The organism is Haloferax marinisediminis (genome assembly GCF_009674585.1).
Classification (GTDB): Archaea; Halobacteriota; Halobacteria; order Halobacteriales; family Haloferacaceae; genus Haloferax; species Haloferax marinisediminis.
In genome coordinates this window covers 674,650-700,874 of record NZ_WKJP01000001.1, presented here as the reverse complement: position 1 = coordinate 700,874, position 26,225 = coordinate 674,650, and the positions used below count along the sequence as shown (strand labels likewise).

Annotated in this window: 27 protein-coding genes; 10 read left to right on the top strand and 17 right to left on the bottom strand. The window is 63.1% G+C overall.

The annotated features are described in order from the left end of the window. Positions 1–226 precede the first annotated feature (226 nt). The 3 genes from GJR98_RS03635 to GJR98_RS03625 are packed head-to-tail and all read left to right on the top strand — an operon-like array spanning position 227 to position 4,627. Entirely contained in the window at positions 227–1,252 is a 1,026-nt protein-coding gene (locus GJR98_RS03635) for a TAXI family TRAP transporter solute-binding subunit (protein ID WP_151135566.1), read from the top strand. Between the two features lie 48 nt (positions 1,253–1,300). Beyond that, entirely contained in the window at positions 1,301–1,786 is a 486-nt protein-coding gene (locus tag GJR98_RS03630) for a DUF1850 domain-containing protein (RefSeq protein ID WP_151135564.1), read from the top strand. Positions 1,787–1,789: 3 nt separating this feature from the next. Then, positions 1,790–4,627 carry a TRAP transporter permease gene (locus GJR98_RS03625; protein WP_151135562.1) on the top strand — a complete coding sequence of 946 codons (2,838 nt, stop codon included), beginning with the start codon at positions 1,790–1,792 and terminating at the stop codon, positions 4,625–4,627. A 12-nt stretch (positions 4,628–4,639) separates the two neighbouring features. Here GJR98_RS03625 and GJR98_RS03620 read toward each other — a convergent pair whose 3' ends face one another. Next, the gene (locus GJR98_RS03620; protein ID WP_151135560.1) at positions 4,640–5,272 is read right to left on the bottom strand and encodes an IMPACT family protein; all 633 of its coding nucleotides are present in this window, start codon (positions 5,270–5,272) and stop codon (positions 4,640–4,642) included. Positions 5,273–5,537: 265 nt separating this feature from the next. Then, complete coding sequence (locus GJR98_RS03615) at positions 5,538–6,041, bottom strand: ACT domain-containing protein (protein WP_151135558.1); 504 nt, start codon at positions 6,039–6,041, stop codon at positions 5,538–5,540. A 141-nt stretch (positions 6,042–6,182) separates the two neighbouring features. Here GJR98_RS03615 and GJR98_RS03610 point away from each other — a divergent pair, with 141 nt between their 5' ends. Then, positions 6,183–6,854, top strand: a complete 672-nt coding sequence (locus GJR98_RS03610; protein WP_151135556.1) for a hypothetical protein — start codon at positions 6,183–6,185, stop codon at positions 6,852–6,854. 6 nt (positions 6,855–6,860) lie between these two features. Here the strand turns inward: GJR98_RS03610 and hisB are convergent, their stop codons facing one another. Beyond that, the gene (gene hisB / locus GJR98_RS03605; protein ID WP_151135554.1) at positions 6,861–7,454 is read right to left on the bottom strand and encodes an imidazoleglycerol-phosphate dehydratase HisB; all 594 of its coding nucleotides are present in this window, start codon (positions 7,452–7,454) and stop codon (positions 6,861–6,863) included. Positions 7,455–7,662: 208 nt separating this feature from the next. On the opposite strand from hisB, the gene GJR98_RS03600 reads away from it, so the two are divergent. Further along, positions 7,663–7,821, top strand: a complete 159-nt coding sequence (locus GJR98_RS03600; protein WP_154269692.1) for a hypothetical protein — start codon at positions 7,663–7,665, stop codon at positions 7,819–7,821. Between the two features lie 17 nt (positions 7,822–7,838). Next, entirely contained in the window at positions 7,839–8,120 is a 282-nt protein-coding gene (locus tag GJR98_RS03595; RefSeq protein ID WP_151135552.1) for a hypothetical protein, read from the top strand. Between the two features lie 25 nt (positions 8,121–8,145). Here GJR98_RS03595 and hisA read toward each other — a convergent pair whose 3' ends face one another. Beyond that, positions 8,146–8,862 (bottom strand): 1-(5-phosphoribosyl)-5-[(5-phosphoribosylamino)methylideneamino]imidazole-4-carboxamide isomerase, encoded by a 717-nt coding sequence (gene hisA, locus GJR98_RS03590; protein ID WP_151135550.1) that lies wholly within the window; start codon positions 8,860–8,862, stop codon positions 8,146–8,148. Between the two features lie 161 nt (positions 8,863–9,023). Between hisA and glmM the strand changes: the two genes are divergently transcribed. Next, positions 9,024–10,388, top strand: coding sequence for a phosphoglucosamine mutase (glmM, locus tag GJR98_RS03585; protein ID WP_151135548.1), 1,365 nt, complete (start codon positions 9,024–9,026; stop codon positions 10,386–10,388). A 36-nt stretch (positions 10,389–10,424) separates the two neighbouring features. Here the strand turns inward: glmM and GJR98_RS03580 are convergent, their stop codons facing one another. From GJR98_RS03580 to GJR98_RS03540, 9 genes are all read right to left on the bottom strand, one after another. Continuing rightward, positions 10,425–10,670, bottom strand: coding sequence for a hypothetical protein (locus GJR98_RS03580; protein WP_151135546.1), 246 nt, complete (start codon positions 10,668–10,670; stop codon positions 10,425–10,427). 24 nt (positions 10,671–10,694) lie between these two features. Beyond that, positions 10,695–11,063: a phosphoribosyl-AMP cyclohydrolase gene (gene hisI, locus GJR98_RS03575; RefSeq protein WP_151135544.1), complete on the bottom strand. Its 369-nt coding sequence runs from the start codon at positions 11,061–11,063 to the stop codon at positions 10,695–10,697. A 77-nt stretch (positions 11,064–11,140) separates the two neighbouring features. Next, on the bottom strand, positions 11,141–12,166 hold the full coding sequence (locus tag GJR98_RS03570) for an A24 family peptidase (RefSeq protein ID WP_151135542.1): 1,026 nt from the start codon (positions 12,164–12,166) through the stop codon (positions 11,141–11,143). Positions 12,167–12,232: 66 nt separating this feature from the next. Next, positions 12,233–13,171, bottom strand: coding sequence for a hypothetical protein (locus GJR98_RS03565; RefSeq protein ID WP_151135540.1), 939 nt, complete (start codon positions 13,169–13,171; stop codon positions 12,233–12,235). 116 nt (positions 13,172–13,287) lie between these two features. Continuing rightward, the gene (gene fer, locus GJR98_RS03560; RefSeq protein WP_151135538.1) at positions 13,288–13,677 is read right to left on the bottom strand and encodes a ferredoxin Fer; all 390 of its coding nucleotides are present in this window, start codon (positions 13,675–13,677) and stop codon (positions 13,288–13,290) included. A gap of 123 nt (positions 13,678–13,800) precedes the next feature. Next, complete coding sequence (locus GJR98_RS03555) at positions 13,801–14,922, bottom strand: inorganic phosphate transporter (RefSeq protein ID WP_191965478.1); 1,122 nt, start codon at positions 14,920–14,922, stop codon at positions 13,801–13,803. 112 nt (positions 14,923–15,034) lie between these two features. Beyond that, positions 15,035–16,327 (bottom strand): O-acetylhomoserine aminocarboxypropyltransferase/cysteine synthase family protein, encoded by a 1,293-nt coding sequence (locus GJR98_RS03550; RefSeq protein ID WP_151135534.1) that lies wholly within the window; start codon positions 16,325–16,327, stop codon positions 15,035–15,037. A gap of 117 nt (positions 16,328–16,444) precedes the next feature. Next, entirely contained in the window at positions 16,445–17,692 is a 1,248-nt protein-coding gene (metX, locus tag GJR98_RS03545; RefSeq protein ID WP_151135532.1) for a homoserine O-acetyltransferase MetX, read from the bottom strand. Continuing rightward, on the bottom strand, positions 17,689–19,023 hold the full coding sequence (locus tag GJR98_RS03540; protein WP_151135530.1) for an O-acetylhomoserine aminocarboxypropyltransferase/cysteine synthase family protein: 1,335 nt from the start codon (positions 19,021–19,023) through the stop codon (positions 17,689–17,691). The genes metX and GJR98_RS03540 overlap by 4 nt, the downstream gene beginning before the upstream one ends. Positions 19,024–19,174: 151 nt before the next feature. Here GJR98_RS03540 and GJR98_RS03535 point away from each other — a divergent pair, with 151 nt between their 5' ends. Further along, positions 19,175–19,393, top strand: a complete 219-nt coding sequence (locus tag GJR98_RS03535) for a hypothetical protein (RefSeq protein ID WP_151135528.1) — start codon at positions 19,175–19,177, stop codon at positions 19,391–19,393. 73 nt (positions 19,394–19,466) lie between these two features. Next, the gene (ligA, locus tag GJR98_RS03530) at positions 19,467–21,569 is read left to right on the top strand and encodes an NAD-dependent DNA ligase LigA (protein WP_151135526.1); all 2,103 of its coding nucleotides are present in this window, start codon (positions 19,467–19,469) and stop codon (positions 21,567–21,569) included. 27 nt (positions 21,570–21,596) lie between these two features. On the opposite strand, the gene GJR98_RS03525 is transcribed toward ligA, so the two are convergent. The 3 genes from GJR98_RS03525 to GJR98_RS03515 form a co-directional block, all read right to left on the bottom strand. Continuing rightward, on the bottom strand, positions 21,597–22,523 hold the full coding sequence (locus tag GJR98_RS03525) for an ABC transporter permease (RefSeq protein ID WP_151135524.1): 927 nt from the start codon (positions 22,521–22,523) through the stop codon (positions 21,597–21,599). Further along, the gene (locus GJR98_RS03520; RefSeq protein ID WP_151135522.1) at positions 22,520–23,488 is read right to left on the bottom strand and encodes an ABC transporter ATP-binding protein; all 969 of its coding nucleotides are present in this window, start codon (positions 23,486–23,488) and stop codon (positions 22,520–22,522) included. Before GJR98_RS03520 ends, GJR98_RS03525 begins: the two co-directional genes overlap by 4 nt. Before the next feature lie 123 nt (positions 23,489–23,611). Next, a complete protein-coding gene (locus GJR98_RS03515) occupies positions 23,612–23,884 on the bottom strand; it encodes a hypothetical protein (RefSeq protein WP_151135520.1) in 273 nt (90 codons plus the stop codon). Between the two features lie 125 nt (positions 23,885–24,009). On the opposite strand from GJR98_RS03515, the gene GJR98_RS03510 reads away from it, so the two are divergent. Then, the gene (locus tag GJR98_RS03510; RefSeq protein ID WP_151135518.1) at positions 24,010–24,546 is read left to right on the top strand and encodes a VIT1/CCC1 transporter family protein; all 537 of its coding nucleotides are present in this window, start codon (positions 24,010–24,012) and stop codon (positions 24,544–24,546) included. Positions 24,547–24,584: 38 nt separating this feature from the next. Here GJR98_RS03510 and GJR98_RS03505 read toward each other — a convergent pair whose 3' ends face one another. Beyond that, positions 24,585–26,099 (bottom strand): methyl-accepting chemotaxis protein, encoded by a 1,515-nt coding sequence (locus GJR98_RS03505; RefSeq protein ID WP_151135516.1) that lies wholly within the window; start codon positions 26,097–26,099, stop codon positions 24,585–24,587. Positions 26,100–26,225: the final 126 nt, after the last annotated feature.

The following is a 26,225-nucleotide window of genomic DNA, read 5'->3' as shown; positions in this document are numbered from 1 at the left end:
TCGGCCGACGACGAAGATTCATCCTCTCACAGAGTCGCCTCCACGCACGATAGGAGACGTTCGGATGACATTTTAACGTGACATTTTTGACATAGAACTATGCTAACAACTCGCAGATTAAACCCAATTTTTTAACTAATAATTTATGAATGTTAGTGTGAAAATATACACATTATTGGTGCTGACATGAACAGTAATATATATTGATTAATACGAATGGTACTGTATGACTCGGAAACTTGACCGCAGACAGTTTATTGCTGCAACAGGCGCAGTCGGCCTCGCCGGCCTCGCCGGCTGTACCGGCGGCAACGGTGGCGACGGTGGCGAAGAGACCACGACCGAAGACACTGGTGGCGAGGAGACCACGACCGAGAGCAACGGTGGCAACGGTGGCGGCGGTTCGTCCCGCATCTCGTGGCACGCAGGCGGAACGGGTGGGACGTACTTCCCGCTCTCGAACGAGTTCAAGTCCGTCATCGAAGGCGCAACCGACCTCACCGTTCAGGTTCAGTCCACCGGTGCATCCGTCGAGAACGTCGGCAGTCTCGCTCGCGGCGACGCCGACTTCGCACTGATTCAGAACGACGTTGCGTTCTTCGCCCGTGAAGGAACGGGTATCGAAGCGTTCCAGGGGAACGCAGTCGAGAACCTCCGCGGTGTCGCCACGCTCTACCCTGAGACGATTCATATCGTCACGCTCGCAGACTCGGGTGTCGAGACGCCGTCGGACCTCTCGGGTAAGACTATCAACACCGGTGACCTCGGTTCCGGAACGCAGGTCAACGCGAACCAGATTCTCGACGCGATCGGTGTCACCGACTACAACGAGCAGAACACTGGCTTCTCGCAGGCATCTGACCAGCTCAAGAACGGCGACATCGACGCTGCGTTCGTCGTCGGTGGCTGGCCAGTTGGCGCCATCGAAGAGCTCGCTGCGACCGAAGACGTGCGCATCGTCCCCATCGATGGTGACGCCCGTGCGGCCGCCGAGGAAGCCGCCCCGTTCTACGCGGACGACGAGATTCCGGCAGGCACCTACGGCCTCGAGAACGCTGTCCCGACCATCGCCGTCAAGGCGATGATTGCAACCAACGCCGAGCAGCCTGACGCAACCGTCGAAGCCGTCTCCGCCGCCATCTTCGACAACGTCGACGACCTGACCATCAAGACGGACTTCATCTCGAAGGACACCGCCCAAGAAGGGATGTCCATCGAGCTGCACCCCGGCGCACAGGCCTACTTCGGCTAATTCGTCAGGGTCTTCCAGCGAACCGCACTATACTACCCCATCCTTTCGATGCTTGATTCGATTTACACACGTATCCTCGTCGCAGTCGCGGTGTTAGCCCTCGCAGTCGGGGGAAGTGCCGCCGTCCCAGCAGGACAAGCACTCGTCGTCGAGGACGCAGAGACTGGCGAGCGTCTCAAGACAGTCGCCATCGAAGAGAACAGTACCGTCTCTATCGAGTACAACCACAGCGTCGAAAAGACGCGCGTACTCGACGAGTACACCGTTCGAAACGGTGAACTCGAGATGACGAGAATGGAGTTCGAGTCGTACGGATGGGGCCTTCCCGCCCGTGCTGAAGTGCACAAAGAAAACGGCTCGTACGTCTTCGACCCAGAGGGAAGCTGGGAGGAGATTTACGTCAAACCCGGCTACATCGCCGGCCACAAACTCCACGTGGATGACGAAACCTACGACCTAGTAGCGCTCTCCGATGCGCGCTCGGTCCGTCTTCGTGTCACGAACCAGTCGGTCCTCGACGCCGCCCTCCACTGACCAATGACGAACAGAACACACGACGAGGGTCGAACCGACGACCCCACCGAACACAGTGATTCCCCACGGTCCGACCAGACGGGAGTACACGACGACTCGCCAGCGGTCCGAACCGACGGCGGCGAGTCGCCGGAAGACCGTGCGGGAGAGAGTACAGGCGACAAACTAACCGAAGAGCAGGCACAGGAGATGTTAGAGGGAATCGACCGGAAACGGACGATAACCGGGTGGGCCGCTGTCATCACCTCAATCATCGCCATCTCCTTCTCGGTGTTCCAGATGTGGCTGGCGGCACGTGGCTTCGACTTCACGGTGACCCTTCCCCTCGTTGGTGAAGTGTCGCTGGGCGCACTGCAGCTCCTGCAGGTGAACTCGATTCACGTCGCCTTCGCGCTCATCTTGGCGTTCATCCTCTTCCCGCCGACGACCGGCCACGGCGCGTTCGCCACACGACTCGGGCGCGTCGTTCCATCGCTCGCATCGAGTCTCGGCGAAGACCACCCCGTGACACGTGCCGCAGACGCCGTTCGACGAGGCGTTCGATGGCTCGCAGTCGACCCAGAACGCGAACGTGTCACGCCTCTCGACGTTCTCTTCATCGTCCTCGCGGCGGCGACTGCCATCTACATGGTGATGGAGTGGGCCGAGATTCAGCAACTCCGTATCTTCGGTCTCGAAGCAGGTCGGTCGGTCGCTGAGTACCTCGGTCCGCTCGGAATTATCGCCGAGGCAATCAGCGCACTCGGCATCCCACTGGCCGACGTCTCCTACCCGTTCTTCCTCGGCATCGTCGGCGTCTTCTTGGTGCTCGAAGCGACCCGACGCTCGCTCGGGTTCTACCTGACGCTCATCGTCGCCTCGTTCATCGTCTACGCCAGATTCGGCTACCTCATCTCGCCGTCGATGCCGCTCATCGGCGTCCTCTCCATCCCGGAAGGGACGTGGCCGAACATCATCCAGAACCTCTGGTACAACACTGAAAACGGTGTGTTCGGTATCCCGGTCACCGTCTCTGTGCAGTTCATCTACATCTTCATCCTGTTCGGGGCGTTCTTGGAGATGTCCGGTGCCGGTCAGTGGTTCATCGACCTCGCGTACGCCGCGACGGGGACCCGCAAGGGTGGCCCGGCGAAGGCGTCTATCCTCGCGTCCGGGTTCATGGGGACCATCTCCGGGTCCTCGATTGCGAACACCGTGACCACCGGTGCGTTCACCATTCCGCTGATGAAGCGGTCTGGCTACCGGTCTGAGTTCGCCGGTGCCGTCGAGGCATCTGCGTCCTCCGGTGGGCAGATTCTCCCGCCGGTCATGGGTGCGGCCGCCTTCCTGATGATCGAGTTCATCGGCGTGCCGTTCTCGGAGATTATCATCGCGGCGGCGATTCCCGCCGTCGTGTTCTTCTTCGGTGTGTGGGTGATGGTCCACCTCGAAGCGACCCGTGCCAACATCGGTGGTCTCGACCGTTCCGAGGTCGTCAACCTCCGTTCGCACCTCTCTCGCGGGTGGTTCTACCTCATCCCGATTGCACTGTTGCTGTACTACCTCCTCATCGAGCGTCTGACCGTCGCACGGTCCGCGTGGTTCACGCTCATCGCCATCATGGCGCTGCTGGCCGTCGTCTCTGCGTACAACGAGCGGACCCGTATCCCGCTCATCGGCGGCATCGTGGCCCTCTTCGTCGCACAAATCGGTGCGTACGCTGCCACCGGCGTCGGCCTCATCGACGCCATCACCGGCGGCAGCGGTCCGGCGCTGAGCATCACTGGCGCAGTGCTCGCGGCCGCAGGCGAACTCGGTATCATCGCCATCTTCGTCAGCCTCGTGGTGATGCTCGCCCGACCGGCCCTCGAGTCAGAACTGCTCGAGTTCGACGAAGCCGTCGACGAAGCATCTGACCACCTCGCCAACGCCATCTCTCGACCGTCGCTGTCGGACATCAACGCGTTCCGCTACGTGACGTTCATCGGCAAGTCGATGGACTCCGGTGCGCGAACCTCGACCGAAGTCGTCGTCGCTGTCGCCGCCGCGGGTATCATCCCCGGCGTCGTCAGTGCGACGGGTCTCGGACCGAACCTGACGGCCCTCATCAAGGCAGTCGCAGGCGGTTCTATCGTCCTGCTTCTGCTGTTCACCGCAATCGCCTCTATCATCCTCGGAATGGGGATGCCGACGACGGTGACGTACATTATCCTCGTCTCCCTCCTCGGCCCGGCGATTGCACAGTCGTCGGACATCCCACTGCTCGCAGCACACCTGTTCATCCTGTACTTCGGGGTGATTGCAGACATCACACCACCGGTCGCAGTGGCAGCGTATGCCGCGTCTGGTATCGCCCGGTCTGACCCGTTCCAGACCGGGGTCCAAGCGTTCTCGCTGTCACTCAACAAGGCAGTCGTCCCGTTCGCGTTCGCACTCACACCGGGTATCTTGCTCCTCCGCGGCCGTGGTGAGGCAGCGACGACCGTCACGTTTGCAGACCTCACCGACTTCGCGTACTCCATCCCCGAGATTCTCATCCCCGTCATTGGCGTCTTCATCGGCGTCATCGCGCTGGGGGCGACGGTTATCGGGTACTTCTACAGTCGCGTCAGTCGTGTCGAGCGCGGCCTGTTCGCCATCGCCGCGTTCCTGCTCATGGCACCGATGTTGCTCCTGAACGCTGTGTTCGACCTCGGTGGCGCACTCGGACTCGTCGGAACCGTCCCCAACACGGTCACCGTCGACCTGGCGATGCGTTTCGCTGGTGGCGTCCTCTTCGGTGCACTCGCATTGAAGAACCGCCGTGAAGCAGAACAAGGAAAGCGCGAGACCCCAGCAGGCTCGCCCGAACCGTCCGACTAACGTCGGCGCTTTTTATTCTATTTCGACGCGACCGCTCGTCGCACTCCGGAGTCTGTCACGTAGTCCGTCAGCGTCGTCGATAGGAACACGAACCGAAAAGGAGACGCGCTGGTCGTAGTCGGCCTCGAACTCGACACCCGTCGATTCGAGGATGCCACGAACGTCGCCGGAGTCGTCGTAGTCGACCGTCGCAGTGAACCGTTCGTGTGGAATCTCTTCGACGATGCCGGCGGCGTCGAGCGCCTCTTTGACGGCGCGAGAGTAGGCGCGGGCGAGGCCGCCGACGCCGAGGTTCGTCCCGCCGTAGTACCGTGTCACCACGGCGGCGACGTTGCGCACGTCTTGCTGGACGAGGACGTTGAGTGCTGGTTTGCCGGACGACCCGGTTGGTTCGCCATCGTCGCTCTGGTACTCGCGGAGCATGACGTTCCCGCCGCCCGGAACGGCCGACGACGCAGAGCCAGCAGGAACGCGATACGCAGGAACGTTGTGTGTCGCGTCTGGATGTCGCTCCTCGATTTCGTCGATGAACGCCTCCGCGTCTTCGACCGTCTCGGCGGGTGTGATGTAGCCGATGAACTCTGAACCGCTGACCTCGAACCGCGCTTCGGCCCGGTCCGCGACGGTACGGTAGGCGTCAGTCATGACTGCGAGTTGGCGTCGCGGCATGGAAAAGGGTTCCCACCGGACCGAGGTCGTCCAGTCGTCAGGTCACTGCCCACACGCGTTCGTGTACGGCGTACACCCGTTTTGGATGCAGACGCCGCAGAGGTTGCGTGTCTCCGATATCTGCGTCCCACAGCACATGCAGTTTCGGACCTGAGCCATGCGGCTAGATAACACGATTTATTATAAGAGTGTTATTGCTAGACTGACAGAATTTGTGTCGGGCGAACAGGCGGTTGGCCCGTCAGGCGATGGTGATGCGTCGGACGAAATCGAGGTTCGACAGGTCGTTGAGAAGCTCGCCGGGGATGGCTTCGTCCGTGATAATGTAGAGTTTCGGGTCGTCGGTGAATTCGGGGTCTTCGCTAATCGTCTGGCGGATAGAGATTCCAGCGTCGGCGAGTTTCGAGGTGACGGTGGCGACGATACCCGGTTCGTCGGCGTTCGCAACCTCGACGGTGAGTACGGACAGGTCGAGGACCGGCGCGAGGTCCATCAGACTCGGAATCGCCGAGATGTTCTGGAAGATGCGTCGGAGTTCCTCGTCTGCGAGAATTGCATCGGTCGTCGAATCGACGACGCGTCGGTCGACGCCTGCCTCGCGGGCGATACCGGTGTTCGGAATCTCGATGCCGCCCGAAACGACCCGTCCCTGGTCGTTCACGGAGAAGCCACGTTCCAAGAGGAGCCGAATGACAGCCTGTTGGCTCGGGCTGCCTTCGAACTTCTCCATAATCTCGTCGAACATTCGTCGTTTCGCAGGTTTACGGCCAGCTACATTAAGTGGTATGTCGAACGCACGACTGGACACCGGTGACCCCGTTTTCACACAGCCGAAGCGACCCCCTCGGCAAGAGGGTTTAACCGTCGCGGCGAAGACGCCTCGTGCATGCGCGAACTACGTACGTGCGACTTCTGTGGCGCTGACGCCGTCGGCGTCTTCGAGGTGCTGCCACCGGAATTCACGCCGGCAACGGACCAGCAACGGGTCGCCCTCTGTGGACACTGTGAAGAGACGCTGACCGACGTCATCGCACCGCTTCTCACGCGACTGGGTGTCGACACCGAAGTCGACGAGCAAAGCTCGTCGGCCCGCCGGGCACAGTCCGGCGACGTTGCCGAGGGAACCTCGGCAGGCAACCGGACGCAGTCCGATGGCGTCGACGAACAGAGTTCATCGGCCCATCAGGCACAGTCTGAAGCGGTCGACACCACACCGACGCCACCCGAACCGGCCGACCACGACTCCCCAGACGAAGCCGAAGACGACACCGACCCTCTCGAAGTCGACTCAGTTCAGGCAGACGACGGCGAAGCTCACGACGACGACGTAGAGCCTGAAGAGACGGTCGCTGACGACGACACGCCAGCAGAGCCACCACAGTTCCGAAAAGTCGTCCGCATCCTCCAGAACCGCGAGTTCCCCGTCGAGCGGGGAGACGTCGAAGCGTTGGCGTCGAACGCATACGACCTCGACGACCAGGAAGTCGCGGATATCTTCGACTACGCAGTCGAGCGCGGGCTCCTCGTCGACGACGACGGAACGCTTCGAAAACCCTGAGGCGGCCTAGAGTTTTCCTTTCGTACTCGGCGTGTCGGAGCGCCGCGGGTCCACGCGAGTCGCATCGTCGAGTGAGCGCGCGAGCGACTTGAACAGCGCTTCGACTTCGTGGTGGGCGTTTTCGCCGTCGACGCCGGCGTGGAGTGTGAGTCCCGCGTTCATCGCCAGCGACATGCAGAAGTGTTCGGCCATGACGCTCGTGAACTCGCCGACGTACGGTTGTGAGAACTCACCGGAGAATTCGAAGAACGGCCGGCCAGACACGTCGACGACGACGGATGCGACGGCCTCGTCGAGCGGGACCTTTCGGTCGGCGTAGCGGACGATACCGCGCTTGTCGCCCAGTGCCTCCGTGAACGCCTCGCCGAGGACGATCGCCACGTCCTCGACGGTGTGGTGATCGTCGATGTGGAGGTCACCGTCACACTGGACCGTCAGGTCGAACAGCCCGTGTTTGGCGAAGGCTTCCAGCATGTGGTCGAAGAATCCGATGCCGGTGTCGACGGCGGCGTCGCCGTCGCCATCGATGGTGAGTGTCACGTCGATGGTCGTCTCGGACGTCTCACGGGAGACGGCCGCGGTTCGGTCGGCGTCGCTCATGTCGCGTTCGAGGGAGGCCGTGCATATAGGGATTCTCGTCGGCGGTGTCCGAACGAGCGTGAATCGCCGGCAGGTTCCCGGCTGTGGTGGGGCCAGTCAGTGGACGAGCGACTGATTCCACCGAAGAGCCGCTGAAACACCAGTTTCCTGTCGAACGTCAGACGTCCGTCTGCCTGAAGTTCATATCTTCAGACGGATAGACTGGTGTATGCATCGAAAGGGTGCGCTGGTGGCTGGGTACACCATCTGCGTGGGTGGACTACTGCTGACTGCGCAATCAGAGATGGTTGTAGCGCTCGGCCTCGTACTCGTCGCACTGGCAGCAGGCGCGACGGTACTCGGCGATGGCACGCAGAACAACCGCTAACGAGGAGGAGAGACGTGATGTCACACTCGTTGGACGGAGGTTCGTCAGAGGAAGCACCAGACGGTGGGTCACGAAGCGCGCGTGAAACTGCGTCAGAACCCGTCCCCGAGGCGACGTCGACACACGGGCTGAACCCGAAACGCGACGTGGTGACCCTCAGTATGCTCGTCCTCGCTGGCCCCTTCCTCGCCACGTCGCGATTGGAAACTGTACTCATCGGCGTGCTGTTCGTCGCCGTCGGCGTCTACGGAGCCGTCGACAGCGTTGCCGCACTCGTCGGGCAGTACATTCGCCTGTAACTGTAATGCGGTCGCAACCGACGGATTAGACGTCCATCGCTTCTTCGAGCGTGAATCGGCCTTCGTAGAGCGCAGTGCCGACGACGGTGGCCGCCGCGTCGACGTCTCGGAGCGCTTCGATATCGTCGAGAGAGGCGACGCCGCCGGAGGCGACGACGGGAATGTCGACCGCGTCGACGACGCGGGACGTCGTTTCGAGGTGGACGCCTTCGAGTTGTCCCTCGACGTCTACGTCGGTGAACAAGATTGCTGCAGCACCGAGTTCCTCGTAGCGAGCGGCGGCCTCGGCGGGGTCGAGACCGGTCCCTTCGGTCCACCCGGAGACGAGGACTTCACCATCTTTCGCGTCGAGGCTGACCATCACGCCGTCGGGGTAGTCCTCGGCGAGTTCCGAGACGATGTCCGGGTTTTCGACGGCCGCGGTTCCGAGAATCACGCGGTCGACTCCTCGCTCGAAGAGCGCACGAGCGTCGTCGGCGGTGCGGATGCCACCGCCGAGTTGGACGGGGACGTCCACCGCGTCGAGGATGGCGTCGACTGCCGGTGCGTTCTTTCGTTCACCCTCGAAGGCACCGTCGAGGTCGACGAGGTGGAGCGTCTTCGCACCTGCGTCGACCCACCGACGTGCGGCCTCGACTGGTTCGCCGTAGGTCTTTTCGGTGCCGCGTTCGCCCTGAACGAGTTGCACGACTTCGCCACCTTGCATGTCGACAGCGGGGATAACTTCGAACTCCGGGAACATACGCCATCGTGAGCGTGCGACGTGCCTAAACGCACCGAATGCGGTGACATCGGGGACAGAACGTTCTGTACGAATGCGGTGACATCGGGGACAGAACGTTCTGTAAGTCGTGAAGCAACAGTTCGGAACGGCTTTGTCGTGGGGGAATCCAGACACACTCAATGAAACTCTTCGGTTCCAGCGGGACGCGCGGTGTGGTGGGTGAGAGCCTCACACCGGAATTCGTCCTCCGCGTCGCTAAGGCTGCCGGGACGGTCTGGACAGCAGACCGCGTCGCCATCGCACGCGACACTCGAACCACAGGAGAGATGTTCGTCAACGCTGCCAGCGCCGGCCTCGCGAGCGTCGGCGTCGACGTTGACGACCTCGGCGTGGTGCCGACGCCCGCCGCCGTCCGGTACTGCGAAGACCAGTCGATTCCGGGCGTCGTCATCACCGCGTCACACAACCCACCCGAGTTCAACGGTGTCAAACTCGTCGGTGAGGACGGCGTGGAACTCTCTGTCGAGGAGTTAGAGCGCATCGAAGACCACATCCTCACCGAAGAGTTCGACGTTGCAGCGTGGGACGAAGTCGGCAGTTGCCGGTCGGTCGACACCGCGAACGACGACTACCGCGAGGAACTCCTCGCCAGCGTCGACCGCGAGGCCATCGCCGACGCGAACCTCACCGTCGCACTCGACACTGGCCACGGCGCCGGGTCGCTCGTCACGCCCGACTTCCTCCGCGAACTCGGCTGTGAAGTCCGCACAGTCAACGCCCAACCGGACGGTCACTTCCCCGGCCGAGAGTCCGAACCGGTCCCAGAGAACCTCCGTGACCTCGAACGACTCGTCCGCGCGACGGACGCCGATATCGGCATCGCACACGACGGTGACGCCGACCGTGCCGTCTTCGTCGACGAACACGGCGAGTCAATCTCCGGTGAGGCCTCGCTTGCCGCCCTCGCTGCGGCCTTCCTCGAACCGGGCGACGCCACCGTCTCTGCAGTCAACGTCTCGCAACGACTCGTCGACGTCTGCGAAGAGGTCGGTGCCGACCTCGAACTCACACCCATCGGCGCGACGAACCTCATCACTCGTATCCGCGAACTCTGGCGCGCAGGGACGAACGTCCCCGTCGCCGGCGAGGGCAACGGCGGCGTCTTCTTCCCGAACTACCGTCTCGTCCGCGACGGCGCCTACATCGCGGCGAAGTTCCTCGAACTCGTCGCCGAACGTCCGGCGAGCGAAGTCGTCGCACCGTATCAAGACTACTACAACGTCCGCATCAACATCGAGTACGACACTGAAGCGGAGCTGACGGCGATGCTCAACGCCGCCGACGAGTACGCTGCGGCCGCCGACGCGACGCCGAACACGACCGATGGCTACCGCCTCGACTACGGTGACGCGTGGGTGCTCGTGCGACCGTCGGGAACCGAACCCAAAGTCAGAATCTACGCCGAAGGTCGGAGCGAACAACGGGCGACCGAACTGGCAGAAGACGCCGAAGACGCGCTCCGCGCTGCGATAGCAGACCTGTAAGAACCGGGAAACAGCGTTTCTCTTACTGGTCCGTTTCTACAGACTAATCGCCGCGAAGACCAGCGCGAGCGCTCCGAAGACGAGCAGCATGAACCCGCGTTCGAGGTCGTCGCCGTCGAGTTCGTCGTCCGGCGGGGCCTCACGGGTTGGGTCGAGGACGAACTCGGGGTCGTCCGACCGAGTCACGCGTCGGGCGGCAGCAGCACTCTTGAGGTGTCTGGCACCGAGTGCGAAGCACCCGAGCCCGGCGACGGACGCCACGACGGTGACTGCGTTTACCATCTCTTCTGTCGATGCGCCATTCGGTTACTCGCCGTCGTAGACGGCGTCGGGGTCGAAGACGCGTTCACCGACGGTCTCACCGTCGATGGTCCGGTAGAAACACGACCGGTGGCCAGTGTGGCACGCGCCGACGTTCTGGTCGACGAGATACAGCAGCGTGTCGGCGTCACAGTCGACGCGGACTTCCTGTACGTTCTGTGTGTGGCCGCTCGATGCGCCCTTCTCCCAGAGTTCGTCGCGACTCCGCGAGTAGTAGTGTGCCCGGCCCGTTTCGAGCGTCCGTTCGAGGGCCTCCGGCGAGACGTACGCCAGCATGAGAACCTCCCCGGACTCCGCATCCTGTGCCACGGCGGGGACGAGTCCGTCCTCACCGAAGTCGACATCGACCGTCATGATTCGGGCCACGAGGTGACGGGGGTTATCTCTTGTGCGTCGTCACACGCCAGCGACCTGTCCGCAGACAGCATCGGTCAGGCGATTCCAACCGCGCTGAGGACGCCGAAGAGGATGTCGCCGTAGAGGAATGCGACGACGAGACCGACGAACATCGGGACGATGAACGGGATGCCCGGCGAAATCCAGACGGAGTCGCGGGTCGTCACGAGTTCGAGACCGCCTCGGAGTTTCTCGGGGGTCGTTCCGTAGGCAGAGCCGTCGATGCTGTCCAAGAATTCGGCCGCACCCCACGGGTCGTCGAAGTCCGTGTCTGAACCGGTCTCTTCGACGGGTTCCGGGTCTGCAGTGCCGTCGTCGTCGATGGTGAGTCCCCCATCCGTACTCACTGCACGGTGGACCGCACCGTCAGTCGGTTCGAACGTCTCACCAATCGTCTCCGGGTCGCGGAGAGCCTGTGGATTTTCGCAGAGGTCCGAGAGCGTCAGACCACGCCAGCGAAGATACATCCGAAGCGCGTCGAGGTCGAGGCCGTTTCGCGTGATGCCGTCGGCCGACTCGAACAGGCGCCCGTGAGTCGTCGCGAGCGACGGCACGGTGACGCGCCGGCCGACGAACGACAGCGGAAATTCGAACTCACCGGCCGCGAGGTTGCGAGCGGCGAGGAGCAACGGGTAGGCGAGGCCGACGATGACAGTGTTCGTGAGGATAGTCATCGAGAAGACGCCGAGGGCAGTCCGTTCGAGAGGGAACACCAGTTCGCCGACGGTGTAACTCGGGAACGTCGGCAACAGGATGGCGAACACCATGAGTGCCTTGGCGTCGGCACCCCCGAAGCCACCGAGTCGCCAGAACAGGTACGAAAGCGGGATGACGAAGAAGACGCTCACGCCGACGCGGATGAGATAGAGTCGGTCGAACACCGTCTCGACGGGGAGGTGGCCGAACAGTTCCCACGCGAGCAAGGCGAGCCCCAGCGCCGCCAGCGGGTACCAGACGACGTTGGGGACGCGCCGCGTGCGAATGTCGCGCCACGCGGTCCACGCGAGGACGGGGACGACGACCAGTCGCAAGAGGTCGGGGAGCGTACCGATACCGAACATACCGGCAGACGGGGGGCAGGGGAGTTAGGTGTTCGGGAAGGGTATCAATCCTGAAACTGAGCAGGGTCAGAACACGGCGACTTCGAAGAAGTGGACCAGACGAAACCCAACGTCGAAGACGAACATCACCACGACCGGCACCCAAACCGAGTCGGTGCGCTCGTAGCCGAGTGCTGCGGACCCGAAGGCGAGTGCCCACAGCGCGTGTTCGAATCCACCCGGGACCTCTGCCAAGATGGTGACGAACGCAGCGAAGAGAAAGAGTCCGAGTGCGAACACCGGAACGTAGAGCGGTCGGTAGACGACGCGGAGTGAACGCTCGATTGCGCCTCGATAGATAAATCCGAGCGTGATGCCGCCGGCGATGGTAGCCACGAGGACGACAGCGAAGGCGTAGAACCGCCACGTTGCGGCAGCGGTGACGAGTGAGAGGCCAGTGTCTCTGAGTACCGAGTGAAAGTACAGTCCTGCTGCCGCCGTGAACGCGGCGGCGTGCGTCGAACGCATCCCGACTCGACTTCGCAGGAGTTCGACGAGTACCACGACGAGGAGGCCGTACCACCCGCGACCGAGAACCGAGAATTTGGTGGCTCTCGGGAGGATGCCAAAGAGGGATGACTGTGGGGCGTACGTCCACCCGACGAGCGCGGCAAACGACGTGTCGAACGCCACCATCGTGGCGACGCTCGTCGCGAGAATGGCGAGCAGTGGCGTGAAGACGACGGCAGCGACGTTGCCGACCTGTGTCGGTCGTGGCAGGGAAATCGAGACGTCGAGACCACGGTACTTCGCGTACGTGAGCGTCGGCAGGGCGAGTCCGGCGACTCCGTACGCCGAGAGCGGGCCGACGACCGGAACGCCCCGGAGTCTGAGGTTGAGCCAGTACGCGAGTCCGATGGTGAGCGTGATGCAGACGAGAAAGAGGCTCAGTCGCCCCAATTCGCGTGCTTCGTGGGGGAGGGAGACGTCGAATTCGTCGGGGAGGGATTCGAGGGACTGTGACACGTCCAGACCGACCACTCAGCGTGACAAGTTCCTGTCGGCTTGTGAGAACAGACTGTCGTTCAGGACAGCGCTACCGCTCACCGGTCGGCGTCGAAAGAAAGTTCTGAGTTGGCGTCTTAGATGACGCGGTTCTGCAGGTAGTCGAGGTGCTTCGCGTTGTAGACGATCTTGACCTCGTCAGCCGTTGGCGAACCGATGCAGGTCAGACGGACGTTCTTGTCGTTGACTTCCTCGTCGGAGAGGATCTGCTGCATGTCCATCTCGATGTCGCCTTCCTTGACGATGGCAGCACAGTTCGCACAGGCACCTGCGCGGCAGCTGAAGGGCCAGTCGTAGCCCTGTGCTTCCGCGGCTTCGAGGATGTATTCGCCCTGGTTGACTTCGAGTTCACCGAAGTCCTCTGCGTCGAGGCCAGCGTCAGCAGCCTTGTCGAAGAGGTCCTCGTCGTCGAGGTCCCAGCCCTGGTCGTCGAGAGTTTCGTAGTTGAGGTAGGTTACCGTGGGCATCAACAAGCGGTTCGGAGGCCACACCATTAGACTTTGCTGTTCCGTACGCCGAAACTGGCCAGCGTGACCGACTCAGTCACAGTAGACTGTTATCCGAATGTCACTTCCTCGGGCAGTCGCCCGTCAGAAGACGCTCGAAGAGAACAGGGCGTAGGAAGCGATTGCCGACAGGGAGGGCGTGAGCAACCAGAAGAAGATGACACGCCCGGTCGTTCCGGGGTCGAACAAGTCGTGGGCAGAGAGTTCGTCGGGTGCCTCTTCACCGATTTTCGGGACCTTGTCTTCGCGTTCCGCAGCGAGAGCGTTGACCGACACTTTCGGTGCTTCGCCGCCACTGAGTGCATCACCGAGCGTGACGGTCCGGGTCGCACGACCCCACCCGAGGCCGACGATACACATCGTCGCGCTCACCGCCAGACTCGCAGGGATACCGATTGCCGAGAGGAACGAGATGAGCGACGCACTCACCGCTTCGACGATGAGCGCCGCGAGGATGGGGAGTTCGGTGAGGTCGTTTCCGACGGTGTCGAGCGTCCGACGAGCGATCGTGAACGCACCGAGTCCAATCGCGCCACCGGCGATGAGGATACCCGTGTTCATGTCGACTGCGCCGTTGCCGACGAGTGGCGCGACGGCGTTGGCGACGTTCGAGGCGCCTGCAGAGAACGCCATGTAACAGGCGACGACGACGACGAGAATCGTACTCCCGAACTCGCGATAGGTCGTGTTCGGGCCGAGTCGTGGACGCGGAATCGACCCGTCGCGGTCGAGGACGACCAGCGCACCCGGACTCTGGTCGAGTTTGAGCCACGCGTCCAGATACGGGTAGACGTAGCGGCCGATGACCGCGCAAATCCAGAACGCGATGACGGGCGCGACGATCCACCACGAGATGATTTCGAGCATCACGTCGGAGTTGAGAGAGCCACGGGCGAGGCCGAGGCCAGCGATGGCACCGACTGCCGTCATCGACGTGGACGCGGGGACGCCGAACGTGTTGGAGACCAAGAGCGCCAACCCGACGAAGAAGAGGACGGCGACGCTCGCCGCGAGGGTAAACTCGCTCTGTGGGACGATTTCCCCGCCCATCTTGGCGACGACTTCGCGCCCGATGGTCCAGCCACCCAGCAGCGCGAACCCGGTCATCAACGCCGCGGCGGCGAGTTTGCCGAGCACGTCGCTCCCGACGGCCGGCCCGAAAGCGACCCCGGTCGACGACCCGCCGATGTTGAACCCGACGAACACTGCCACCAGGAGTCCGACGAAGAGGAGTGCTTCTACCACGAACTCTCATTCCCGCTCATCTGCAAAAGGGGCGGCGGTCGAACGCTCGGTTCGGTGACCGCCGACGGCGACCTCAGTTCGACGCCGAGCGAATCGCCTGGTCGAGGTCGGCGATGATGTCGTCGACGTCTTCGATACCGACCGAGAGACGGACCATGTCGGGCGTGACGCCAGCGGCGGCCTGTTCGTCTTCGGTGAGTTGCTGGTGAGTCGTCGACGCGGGGTGGATGACGAGCGTCTTCGCGTCGCCGACGTTGGCGAGGAGTGACGCGAGTTCGACGTTGTTGACGGTCCCTTTCGCGGCCTCGTAGCCGTCGGCCAGTCCGAACGTAATCATGCCACCGTAGCCACCCGAGAGGTACTTCGAGGCTTCCTCGTGGGTCTCGTGGGATTCGAGACCGGGGTAGTTCACCCACGACACCTTCTCGTGGTCGTCTAAGAACTCCGCGACGGCCTGTGCGTTCTCACAGTGGGCACGCATCCGAAGCGGGAGCGATTCGAGTTTTTCGAGCGTCTGCCACGCGTCGAACGGCGACTGGGAGTTCCCGAGGTCGCGGAGACCGCGGGCGATGGCGGCGTAGGTGAATCCGGCGGGACCGAACGTCTCGTCGAAGTTGACGCCGTGGTACGCCGGGTTCGGCTTTGCAATCTCAGGGTAGTCGTCGGCGTACTCGCCCCACGGGAAGGTGCCACCGTCGATGAGGACGCCGCCGATGGTCGTGCCGGCGCCGTGAATCCACTTCGTCGTCGACTGCCAGACGATGTCGGCACCGTGTTCGATGGGGTTGCAGAGGTACGGCGTCGCGAACGTGTTGTCGACGACGAGTGGCACACCGTGGTCGTGTGCGACGTCAGCGATGGCTTCGATGTCGGGCGTCACGAGCGCCGGATTGCCGATGGTTTCGAGGTGGACGAACGCGGTGTCCTCGTCGATTGCCTCCTCGTAGGCGTCTACGTCGAGGGTGTCGACGAAGCGGGTGGTGACGCCGCGGCGTTCGACCGAGTGGGTGAGGTACGTGTAGGTTCCGCCGTACAGCGACGACGCGGAGACGATGTTGTCGCCCACCGACGCGAGAAGGAAGTTCACGAGGTCGAACGCGGCCATCCCGGACGAGGTTGCGACGGCACCGACACCGCTTTCGAGCGATGCCAGACGCTCTTGGAGCATGCCGACGGTCGGGTTCATCAGGCGCGAGTAGATGTGGCCGGGCTTTTTCAGCGCGAACTGTGCCGCGGCATCGGCGGCGTCGTCGAAGACGTACGACGTGGTCTGATACAGCGGTGGTGCGCGAGCACCCGTCTCTGGGTCGGGGTCCTGTCCTGCGTGAAGGCTCCGGGTGTGGAACCCGGGCGTGTCGTCACTCATGTACAGAGAGTCGGCAGGACAGGGCTAAAGCAAGGTGGCGAGCGCAAATCCCGCCGGTGTCTGTGACGAAGTTGCACGCGATGCTCAGCACCGCAAAATCCCGAGGGAATCAACACGCTATCGACTGAACAGCGACGAGTGAACCGGTGCGAAGTCCTTCTCCGACTCGGGTTCGCTGCTGTCGGCGAGCGTGTCTGTCACAGCGCGTCCAGCGACTCCCGCAGTGAGGAAGTCGTCGAGTGGTGGCCCGACCTTCTCCGGTTCGACGAGGAAGGCGTCGTGGCCGTGGTCGGACTCGATGACGTGGTGTGCGACGGGTGCGTCGTTTCGGCGGAACGACTCTGCCAGCGACTCCGATTGCTCGGTGGTGAAGTGCCAGTCGCCGGTGAACGAGACGAGTAGTGCTTCGCCCTCGAACGCCGCGAGAGCGGCCGAATCGGACTCGTACCCCTCCGAGAGGTCGAAGTCGTCCATGGCGCGGGTGAGGTACAGATAGGAGTTCGCGTCGAACCGTTCGGAGAACTTCTCGGCTTGGTAGTCGAGGTACGACTCCACCTCGCGGTACGGGAAGAACGCTGCCGCCGGGTCCGCAGGGTACGTATCCCCACGGCCACCACGACCAGCGGACCGTCGGCCGAACTTGCGGTCCATCGAGTCCTTCGAGAGGTACATTAGGTGGCCGATTTGGCGTGCCAATCCGAGTCCACCCTCTGGGTCGGGACTGTCGTCGCCGTAGTAGTCACCGCCGTTCCAGTTCGGGTCGGTCGTAATCGCCCGGCGTGCGACGGCGTCGAGGCCGAGACACTGCGGGTCGAGACGCGCCGCCGCCGCGACGACGACGAGACGGTCTACGTCGTCGGGATACTGAACGGCCCAGTCGAGGGCGTTCATCCCACCGACGGACCCGCCGACGACGGCGTGGAGCCGGCCGATACCGAGGTGGTCGAGGAGGAGGCGCTGTGCGCGTGTCCAGTCGGTGACGGTGACTGGTGGGAAGTCGACTCCCCACGGTTCCCCGTCTGGGCTGTCGCTTGCGGGGCCGCTCGACCCGTAACAAGACCCGGGGACGTTCACACAGACGACGTAGTACTCGTTCGTGTCGATTGCCTTGCCTGGGCCGACGATGTCGGACCACCACGCACGGGCCTGTCCCGAGACACTGGCCCCGCTCCCGTGACCAGCGACGTGTTGGCTTCCGGTGAGGGCGTGACAGACGACGACGGCGTTGTCGCCGGTGAACTCCCCGTAGGCTTCGTACGCCACCTGCAGGTTGGGAATCGCCTCACCCGATTCGAAGCGGAACTCGCCGAGGTCGACGACCTCCGACTCCACTTTTCGGCCGGGTGCGACTCGTCCGCGACTCATGGTTCCTCCGTCAGTATCGGTGTTCGCTCGTCGTCCGCTCGTTCGGCCAGTGCCTGTTCGATTGCCTGGTCGAGGTCGGCGACGATGTCGGCGGCGTCTTCGATGCCGACCGAGAGGCGAAGCATGTCGGGAGCGACGCCCGCCGCGCGTTGTTCGTCGTGGGAGAGTTGCGCGTGCGTCGTCGATGCGGGGTGAATCAAGAGCGTCTTCGCGTCGCCGATGTTCGCGAGGAAACTCACGAGTTCGACCGACTCGCAGACAGTCTTGGCGGCCTCGTAGGAGGCCTGGTCGTCGGAACCTTCGAGGCCGAACGTGACCATGCCGGCGTATCCGCCTTCGAGATATTTCGACGCGAGGTCGTGGGTCTCGTGGTCTTCGAATCCGGGGTACGACACCCACGAGACGGCCTCGTGGTCGCGGAGGAACTCGGCGACGATACGGGCGTTCTCGCAGTGGGCGCGCATCCGGAGCGCCAGCGTTTCGAGCCCCTGAATCGTCTGCCACGCGTCGAACGGAGACTGGCAACCGCCGGTGCTCCTGACGGCACGGTGACGGACGACCTGTGAGAACGCTCGCTCACCGAACCGTTCGACGAAGTCGACGCCGAAGGCGGGGTTCTCGCCCGAGAGTTCGTCGTAGTCCGCTGCGTCCCACGGGAAGGTTCCGCCGTCGACGACGACGCCGCCGACAGTCGTTCCCGACCCGTGAATCCACTTCGTCGTGGACTCCCAGACGATGTCGGCGCCGTGTTCGATGGGGCGACAGAGCGCGGGTGTGGCGAACGTGTTGTCGACGACGAGTGGGACGCGATTGTCGTGAGCCACGTCGGCGATGGCCTCGAAATCGGGCGTCTTCAGGGATGGGTTCGCCACCGTCTCGACGTGGACGAACGCGGTGTTCTCGTCGATGGCGTCGGCGTAGGCGTCCGTGTCCAACGTCTCGACGGTTCGTGGTTCGATACCTCGTCGGGTGGCGGTCTTCGAGAAGTACGACGAGGTGCCGCCGTACATGTCCTCGGCGAGGACGACGTTGTCGCCGGCGGAGGCGAGGACAGTGGTGATAGCGTCGAGAGCGGCCATTCCCGAGGAGGTGACCACTGCGTCGACGCCTGCTTCGAGGGCGGCGAGTCGGCGTTCGAGGATGCGAGTCGTCGGGTTCGAGATACGCGAGTACACGTCACCGTCGGATTCGAGTGCGTAGAGGTCTGCAGCGTGGTCAGCGTCGTCGAAGACGTACGACGTGGTCTGATAGAGTGGTGGGGCACGGGCCCCTGTGGCTGCGTCCGGTTCCTGTCCGGCGTGGAGGCCACGAGTGCGGAAACCTCGGGTCATGTATGAGATGCATAATTCTGTAGCAGGGAATAACTGCCAGTTACGGCAAGCGTTGCCCACGAGTTGTGAGCCACGTCGAAAACACCCGACAGAGAGGGGAATCGAGCCCGATGGCCCGAACACTCATGTCGATTCGTCGAACAGTCGATGTATGACCGAGCATCTGTTCGTGGTCGGTGTCGGCTTTCTCGCCATCGGCCTCTCCGGTGCCGTCAAGCCCTACCAAGTCACGCGTTTTCTCGAACAACTCGACGCTATCGGGAGCAAGACGTCGTGGGACGAGGTCGAGCCCGCCGACTGGAACGTGACACTCACTCGCTTCGGTGGCATCTTCATGACCGCGCTCGGTGTGGCGTATCTCTTCGCCTGAACAGGGCCGGCGGCTTCGAGGACACAGTCTGCGCCCGGAGCGTTTACCCGCAATCCGTTCGACACATCGACCAATGAGTGACGCCGACGCCGATTCTGAGTCGAACCCGTATCTTCGGGACCCGCCGACCGAGTTCGAACCCGCCGAGTCGCTCGACCGTGACGACGCCGAGCGACAGGCCAGTCTCCTCCGCGAGGCCATCCGCGAACACGACCACCGCTACTACGTGCAGGCCAACCCACTCATCTCAGATGCGGCCTACGACGCGCTCTTCTCTCGTCTCGTCGCGCTCGAAGGTGCGTTCGACCTCGATACGACGAACAGTCCGACGAACCGTGTCGGTGGCGAACCGCTCGAAAAACTGGAGACGGTCGGACACACCGCTCCCATGCTCTCTATCGACCAGAGCACCGAAGCCGCCGACCTCCGGGAGTTCGACGAGCGCGTCCGTCGTGAAGTCGGCGACGTGGCCTACGTCTGTGAACCCAAGTTCGACGGCCTCTCGGTCGAAGTCGTCTACGAAGACGGCCAGTTCGTCCGGGCAGCGACCCGCGGTGACGGCCAACGCGGCGACGACGTGAGCGCACAAGTGAAGACGATTCCCACGGTCCCACTCTCACTTCGAGGCGACCCGCCGGGACGACTGGCCGTCAGAGGGGAGATTTACATGCCGAAACCGGCGTTCGCCGACTTGAATGGGCGACGAGTCGAAGCGGGCGAAGACCCCTTCGCCAACCCCCGAAACGCCGCCGCTGGAACGCTCCGTAACCTCGACCCGTCGGTCGTCGCCGAGCGACCCCTCGCCGTGTTCTTCTACGACATCCTCGATTCGAGCGTCACGCCCGAGACACAGCGTGCTGCACTCGACCGCTTCCACGACTGGGGACTTCGCGTCGCAGACGACTACGTCGAATTCGCCGACGACGTCGACGGTGCAATCGACTACCGCGACCGGATGCTGGACGTGCGCGACGACCTCGACTACGAAATCGATGGCACCGTCATCAAGGTGGACTCGCGTGACGCACGCGAACAGTTAGGCGAGAAGAGTCGGTCGGTCCGATGGGCGTTCGCCTACAAGTTCCCCGCCCGCCACGAGGTGACGACAGTTCGTGACATCGTCGTACAAGTCGGCCGAACGGGACGACTCACACCCGTCGCCCTCCTCGACCCAGTCGACGTTGGCGGCGTGACCGTCTCGCGGGCGACACTCCACAACCCCGACGAAATCGCGTCACTCGGCGTCGCCATCGGTGATCGGGTTCGCGTGAAACGCGCCGGCGACGTCATCCCGCAGGTGGTCGAAGTCGTCGAGGATGGCGGTGGAACCTACGAGTTCCCCGACGAATGCCCGGTCTGTGGGAGTCCGGTGGACCGCGACGGCCCGCTCGCGTTCTGTTCCGGCGGCCTCTCGTGTCCGGCCCAACGCGAGGCCTCCATCGGACACTTCGCGGTCAAAGGAGCAATGGACATCGACGGACTGGGTGGCGAGCGCGTCGCCCAACTCGTGGACGCGGGACTCGTCGAAACCGTCTCTGACCTCTACGACCTCACTGTCGAGGAGTTAGTCGAACTCGAAGGATGGGGTGAGACGAGCGCCCAGAACCTCGTCGACGCCATCGAGGAGACGAAGTCGCCATCCCTCGACTCGTTCCTCGTCGGACTGAGCATTCCCGAAGTCGGCGAAGCGACCGCCCGCGCACTCGCCCGCGAGTTCGGGACGATAGCCGAGTTCCCACTGGATGAGGACGTTCCTGAAGACCGATTCGACGCGTTCGAAGACCGACTGACGACGGTCCCCGACGTGGGCGAGACGGTGGCCCACAGAGTTCGAGACTTCTTCGAGAACGAGGACAATCGCGCAGTGATTCGGTCACTCCTCGACCACGGCGTTGCACCCGAACCCGTCGAAACCGGTGGTGACGAACTCGCCGGCGTCACCGTCGTCGTGACCGGGACGCTACAGGTGAGTCGGAGCGCTGTCAAAGAACTCGTCGAGGCCCACGGCGGCAACGTCACGGGGTCGGTCTCTGGCAACACCGACTATCTCGTCGTCGGCGAGAACCCCGGACAGTCCAAGCGCGACGATGCCGACGAGAAGGGAGTGCCGACGCTCGACGAAGAGGAGTTTGCGGCGTTCCTCGCAGACCACGGCGTCGCGTATCCACCAGAATAACGAAGAACAGCGTCCCAACAGCCGACCTTAGAGGTCGACTCGTTTGAACGTCCAGTAGCCGAGGAGCGGCGGCACGACAATCCACGCGAGGAGTACCGCGAGGATGAACGGGCCGGAGAGGTAGAACGGAATCGACTCTTTCAGCACGGGTTGGATGAGAAGTTGCTCACCGAGGCCAGCTTTGAACAGGCGGGCCGCCACGGCCGACCCGTACAGCTGTGCGACGAGTGTCTCGTAGGCCCGGAGCGGATTCAGATACTTGATGAACAGACGCATGAGCACAATCTGTTCAGCAGCCAGCTGCTCGACGCCCGGAACCTTGTCGAGTGCCCAGTTGAGGAGGCGCGGAACGCCCGTCGCAACCGTCGACCAGAGGACGGCGAAGATGAAGTACAGCCCAATCGTGCTGAAGAGTGCCTGTCGCTGTGACTCGGCGGTGGCAGAGAGCCAGATACCGATGGAGACGAACGCCGTCGCGAGCAGTCCAGAGAGGGCAACCTGTCCGGCGTAGGACGTGAACATGACCTGCCCACCGGTGAAGAGCATCGCGAACAGGGCGATGACGAACCCGACGAGCATCGAGATGATGACGACGAGCGTCCGGCCGACGAGTTTCCCGAACACCACGTCGCGACGGGAGTTCGGCAGCGAGAGCAGGAGCTTCATCGTCCCGGACTCCCGCTCGTCGATGAGCGACCCGTGCGCGGTCACGAGCGCGATGAGCGCGAGGATGAACCCGAGCATGCCCGCGTACGAGAAGCTAAACAGGCCACCCGGTGCAGTCGTGAGTCCGAACAGTGACTCCGAGTTCGCACCGGCGCCCTTCAGGAGGACGCCGAAGAACAGCGCCGTCGACCCGCCGATGATGAGGCTGAAGAACAGCGTGAGGCCCAAGAGCCACCGCGAGCGGAGGGCGTCGCGGAAGTCCTTTCGTGCGACGGATTCGAGCGTCATGCCGTGACCTCCTGTTTTTCGTCTTCGGTGTACGCGAGGAAGATGTCCTCCAGCGACGCCGAATCGGTCTCGAAGTCGGCCACCGTCGCTCCGGTGGACTCGACTGCGTCGATGACGCCCGTCTTTGCACTGTCAGTACACGCGACGACGAGTCGTCCGTCACCGGTTTCGACCGACGAAACGCCATCGACGGCGAGTACGGCATCTACGTCGACGTCGCCTTCGACGTCGAGGCGGAGCATGGCTTCGGCCTCCATTCTGTCTCGGAGGCTCTCGATGCTGTCTTCGGCGATGAGTTCGCCCTCGCGCATGATGCCGACGCGGTCACAGACGGCTTCGACCTGTCCGAGGACGTGACTCGAGAAGAACACCGTCGCCCCACGGTCGGCTTCTTCCCGGACGATTTCGCGCATCTCGCGTGCGCCGGCGGGGTCGAGCCCCGACGACGGTTCGTCGAGGATGAGGAGGTCTGGACTGCCGGCGAGCGCCATCGCGAGCGCGAGGCGCTGTGCCATCCCTTTCGAGTATCCACCGGCACGTCGCTCGGCGGCCTCTGGGTCGAGACCGACGCGGGCGAGCAGTTCGTCAGGGTCGTCGTCGGCTTCCTTCGATTCGATAGCGAATTCGACGTGTTCACGGCCTGTGAGCCGGTCGTACACGTCGTATCCCTCTGGGAGGACACCGGTTCGGCGACGGACAGCGACACTCTCGGTCTGTGCGTCGTGTCCGAGCACGCGGACCGACCCGCTCGTCGGGCGGACGAAGTCCAAGAGCATGTTGATAGTTGTCGACTTTCCGGCGCCGTTGGGACCAAGAAACCCGAAGACCTCTCCCGATTCCACGGAAAACGAAAGGTCGTTGACGGCGGTCACGACGTCGGTCTCAGACGACGGGACGAGCGTATCGAGTACGCCTCCGTCGTCTTCGAACCGTTTCGTCACCCCGTTCAGTTCGATGGCGGCCATGGGCGGGCGTACCTCGCACTGGGTTAAAGGGTTTTAGGTGCGAGAATCACGGCCGATAACGTCGAGACGTGGAACCACGGGCGAGTGTCCGTCAAATACCCACGCTGAACTGTGCGTCTCGGCCTAAACTTCGTCTCCGGGCTCGTGCGACTCCGACATCTTCGTCGCCTCGGCGGCGTATCGCTCGCGCAGGTCGTCGTCGGTGACGGGTTCGAGGTTCTCCGTCGGTGCTTCGATGGCGGCCGTCGTGGCCATCCGTCGCTGGTGCATCACGGCCGCAGCGAGTTCCTTACGGAGTTCGTACTCGCCGTCGGTCGTCGCGTAGATGAGTACGATGAGGTCCCGGTCGTCGTACGACCGTTCCACCAACCAGAGTTGCGCAGTGTCGTCGCTCATTGTCCGTGATTCAACCGGGGCACTCTTACACGTGGCGTATCCGGCTATCGGTTCGTGTCCGCTGGGGGTCGGGCGATTCGTGACCGGCCGCCGGTTTATTTCCCTGGCGAACGTACGTCTCTGATATGCTCGAGACGTTGCTCGGGGACGACGTGCAGTCGTCAGGGCGCTACCTCCCTGAGATAATCTACGGTGCGAACGACGGCATCGTCACGACGTTCGCTGTCGTCGCCGGCGTCGCAGGCGCGGCACTGAGCCCCGGCATCGTCATCGTCCTCGGGTTCGCGAACCTCTTCGCCGACGGGTTCTCGATGGGGATGAGTAACTACCTCTCGGAACGCTCGGAGGAAGATTACCACGACGCAGTGGGCGACGGCCACGTCCGAACAGACGGGAAGACACCAGTTCAGACCGCCGCGATGACGTTCGCCGCCTTCATCGTCGCCGGGTGGACACCGCTTTTACCCTACGTCTTCGGCATCGAACCGCTGTTTCCCATCTCCATCTTCGTCACGGGCGCCGCGTTCTTCCTCGTCGGCGCGAGTCGAAGTCTCGTCACCAACCGGTCGTGGGTCGCAAACGGTGTCGAGATGTTCGTCGTCGGCATGGCCGCGGCGGCCGTAGCCTACGCGGTCGGAAGCTTCCTCGCCGGGTTCGCCTGAGTCAAAAATAGGTGCCCGCGAGGGTCAGGTGTGACGAATTAGGCCTGTCCGCCGGTCAGTTCTTCGACTTCCATCGCAAGCGACGAGAGCGCTTGTGTACTCTCTTCCGTGGCCACGACGATGCTATCGACTGCACCTTCGGTCTCGATGGTCCGGTCGTGTACGTCTTCGATAGTCACCGTCAGTTCTTCGACTGCTTCGGCCTGTTCGTCGGTCGCTCGCGACACCTCGGCGACGCCGTCGGCGGCGACGTCGATGGACGACGCAATCTCTTCGAACGCTTCGAGCATCTCGGTGATGCTCTCGTCTGCGTGCTCGATTCGGTCGTTGGATTCGGTCGCCGCACTGACGGCCTCGTCGGTGCGAGATTGAATGCTCTCGATTTGTGCGGTGATGTCTTCTGTGTGCTGTCGCGTCTCGTCGGCGAGCGACTTGACTTCCTCTGCGACGACGGCGAATCCGTCGCCGTCTTCGCCGGCGCGAGCAGCCTCGATGTTCGCGTTGAGTGCGAGGAGGTTCGTCTGCTCGGCGACTTCTGAGATGACCTCGACGACGGCCTCGATGTCGTCCATTCGGTCGCCGAGTTCGGTCACTCGGTCGACGAGTTCGTCGCTCATGGTGACGACGCTCTCGGTTGCCGAGCGCGCTTCGGTGTTGGCTTCGCGGCCCTCTGCGGCCGCCTCACGGGCCTCTCCCGCCGCAGTGTCGACTTCGTCGGCCGTCGCAGCGACCTCTTCCATCGTGGCGCTGAACTGCTGCATCTGGGTCGCACCTTCGTCGAGCAAGGTGCGTTGCTGCTCGACGTTCTCGACGATGGCGTCGGCAGCAGACGCGGCGCGAGTGACCGCAGCCGTCGCCGTCTCCGTCTCGTCTTCGACGTTCGCGGCCAGGTGCGAGAGGTTGCGTGCCGTCTCGTTCACCGAATCGACGACGAGGAGCAGCTGGTCGTCGACGACGCCGCTTTCGTCGATGGTGGCGCGAGCATCCAAATTACCTCGACTCAACTCTCGCAGCGTCGTCTCGACTTCGTCGACGAGGCTGGTGACTTCGCGGTGTCGCTCGACTTCCTCGGTTCGGTTGCGGACGGTCTGGAGGACACCGACTAACTCACCGTCTTCGTAGAGCGGCATCGCGGTGTGGCGCGCGTGGCAGTCTGCTCCGCGCGCGTCGGCGAACGTCTCTTCTTTGGCGTACAGCAGTCGGTCTGGGTCGTCTAACTCGACGCCGTCGACTTCGTCTGCCCCTTTCGGGTGCTTGAGAACGGTCTGTGCGAGCGCCTTCGACGACGGGTCGTTGTACATCAGTTCGCCGAGGTTTCGGTGACCGAGTGCCGCATGTGCGGTGGTTCCGGTGAGCGCTTCGACGCCCGAGTTCCACGCTGCAACTCGTCCCGCTTCGTCGAGGACGAACGCCGGGAGTCCGACGCCGTCGAGGAGAACATCGTCGTCGACGTTCAGGTCGGGTGCGTCGACGACTGCAGCGGTTCCACCGTCAGTAATCGCCGTCTGACTGCCGACCCACGAGCGGAGACGAGTGATGATTCCGAGTACCATTTGAACCGAGGTTTCCGACCCCGGCACGAGTAAGTTTCGTGCCGATTATCACGTGAGATAACCTGCGTACTGGAGTGTCGTCTATCGAATAGTATCGTGGAGAACCACACACGAGATTGCATACAG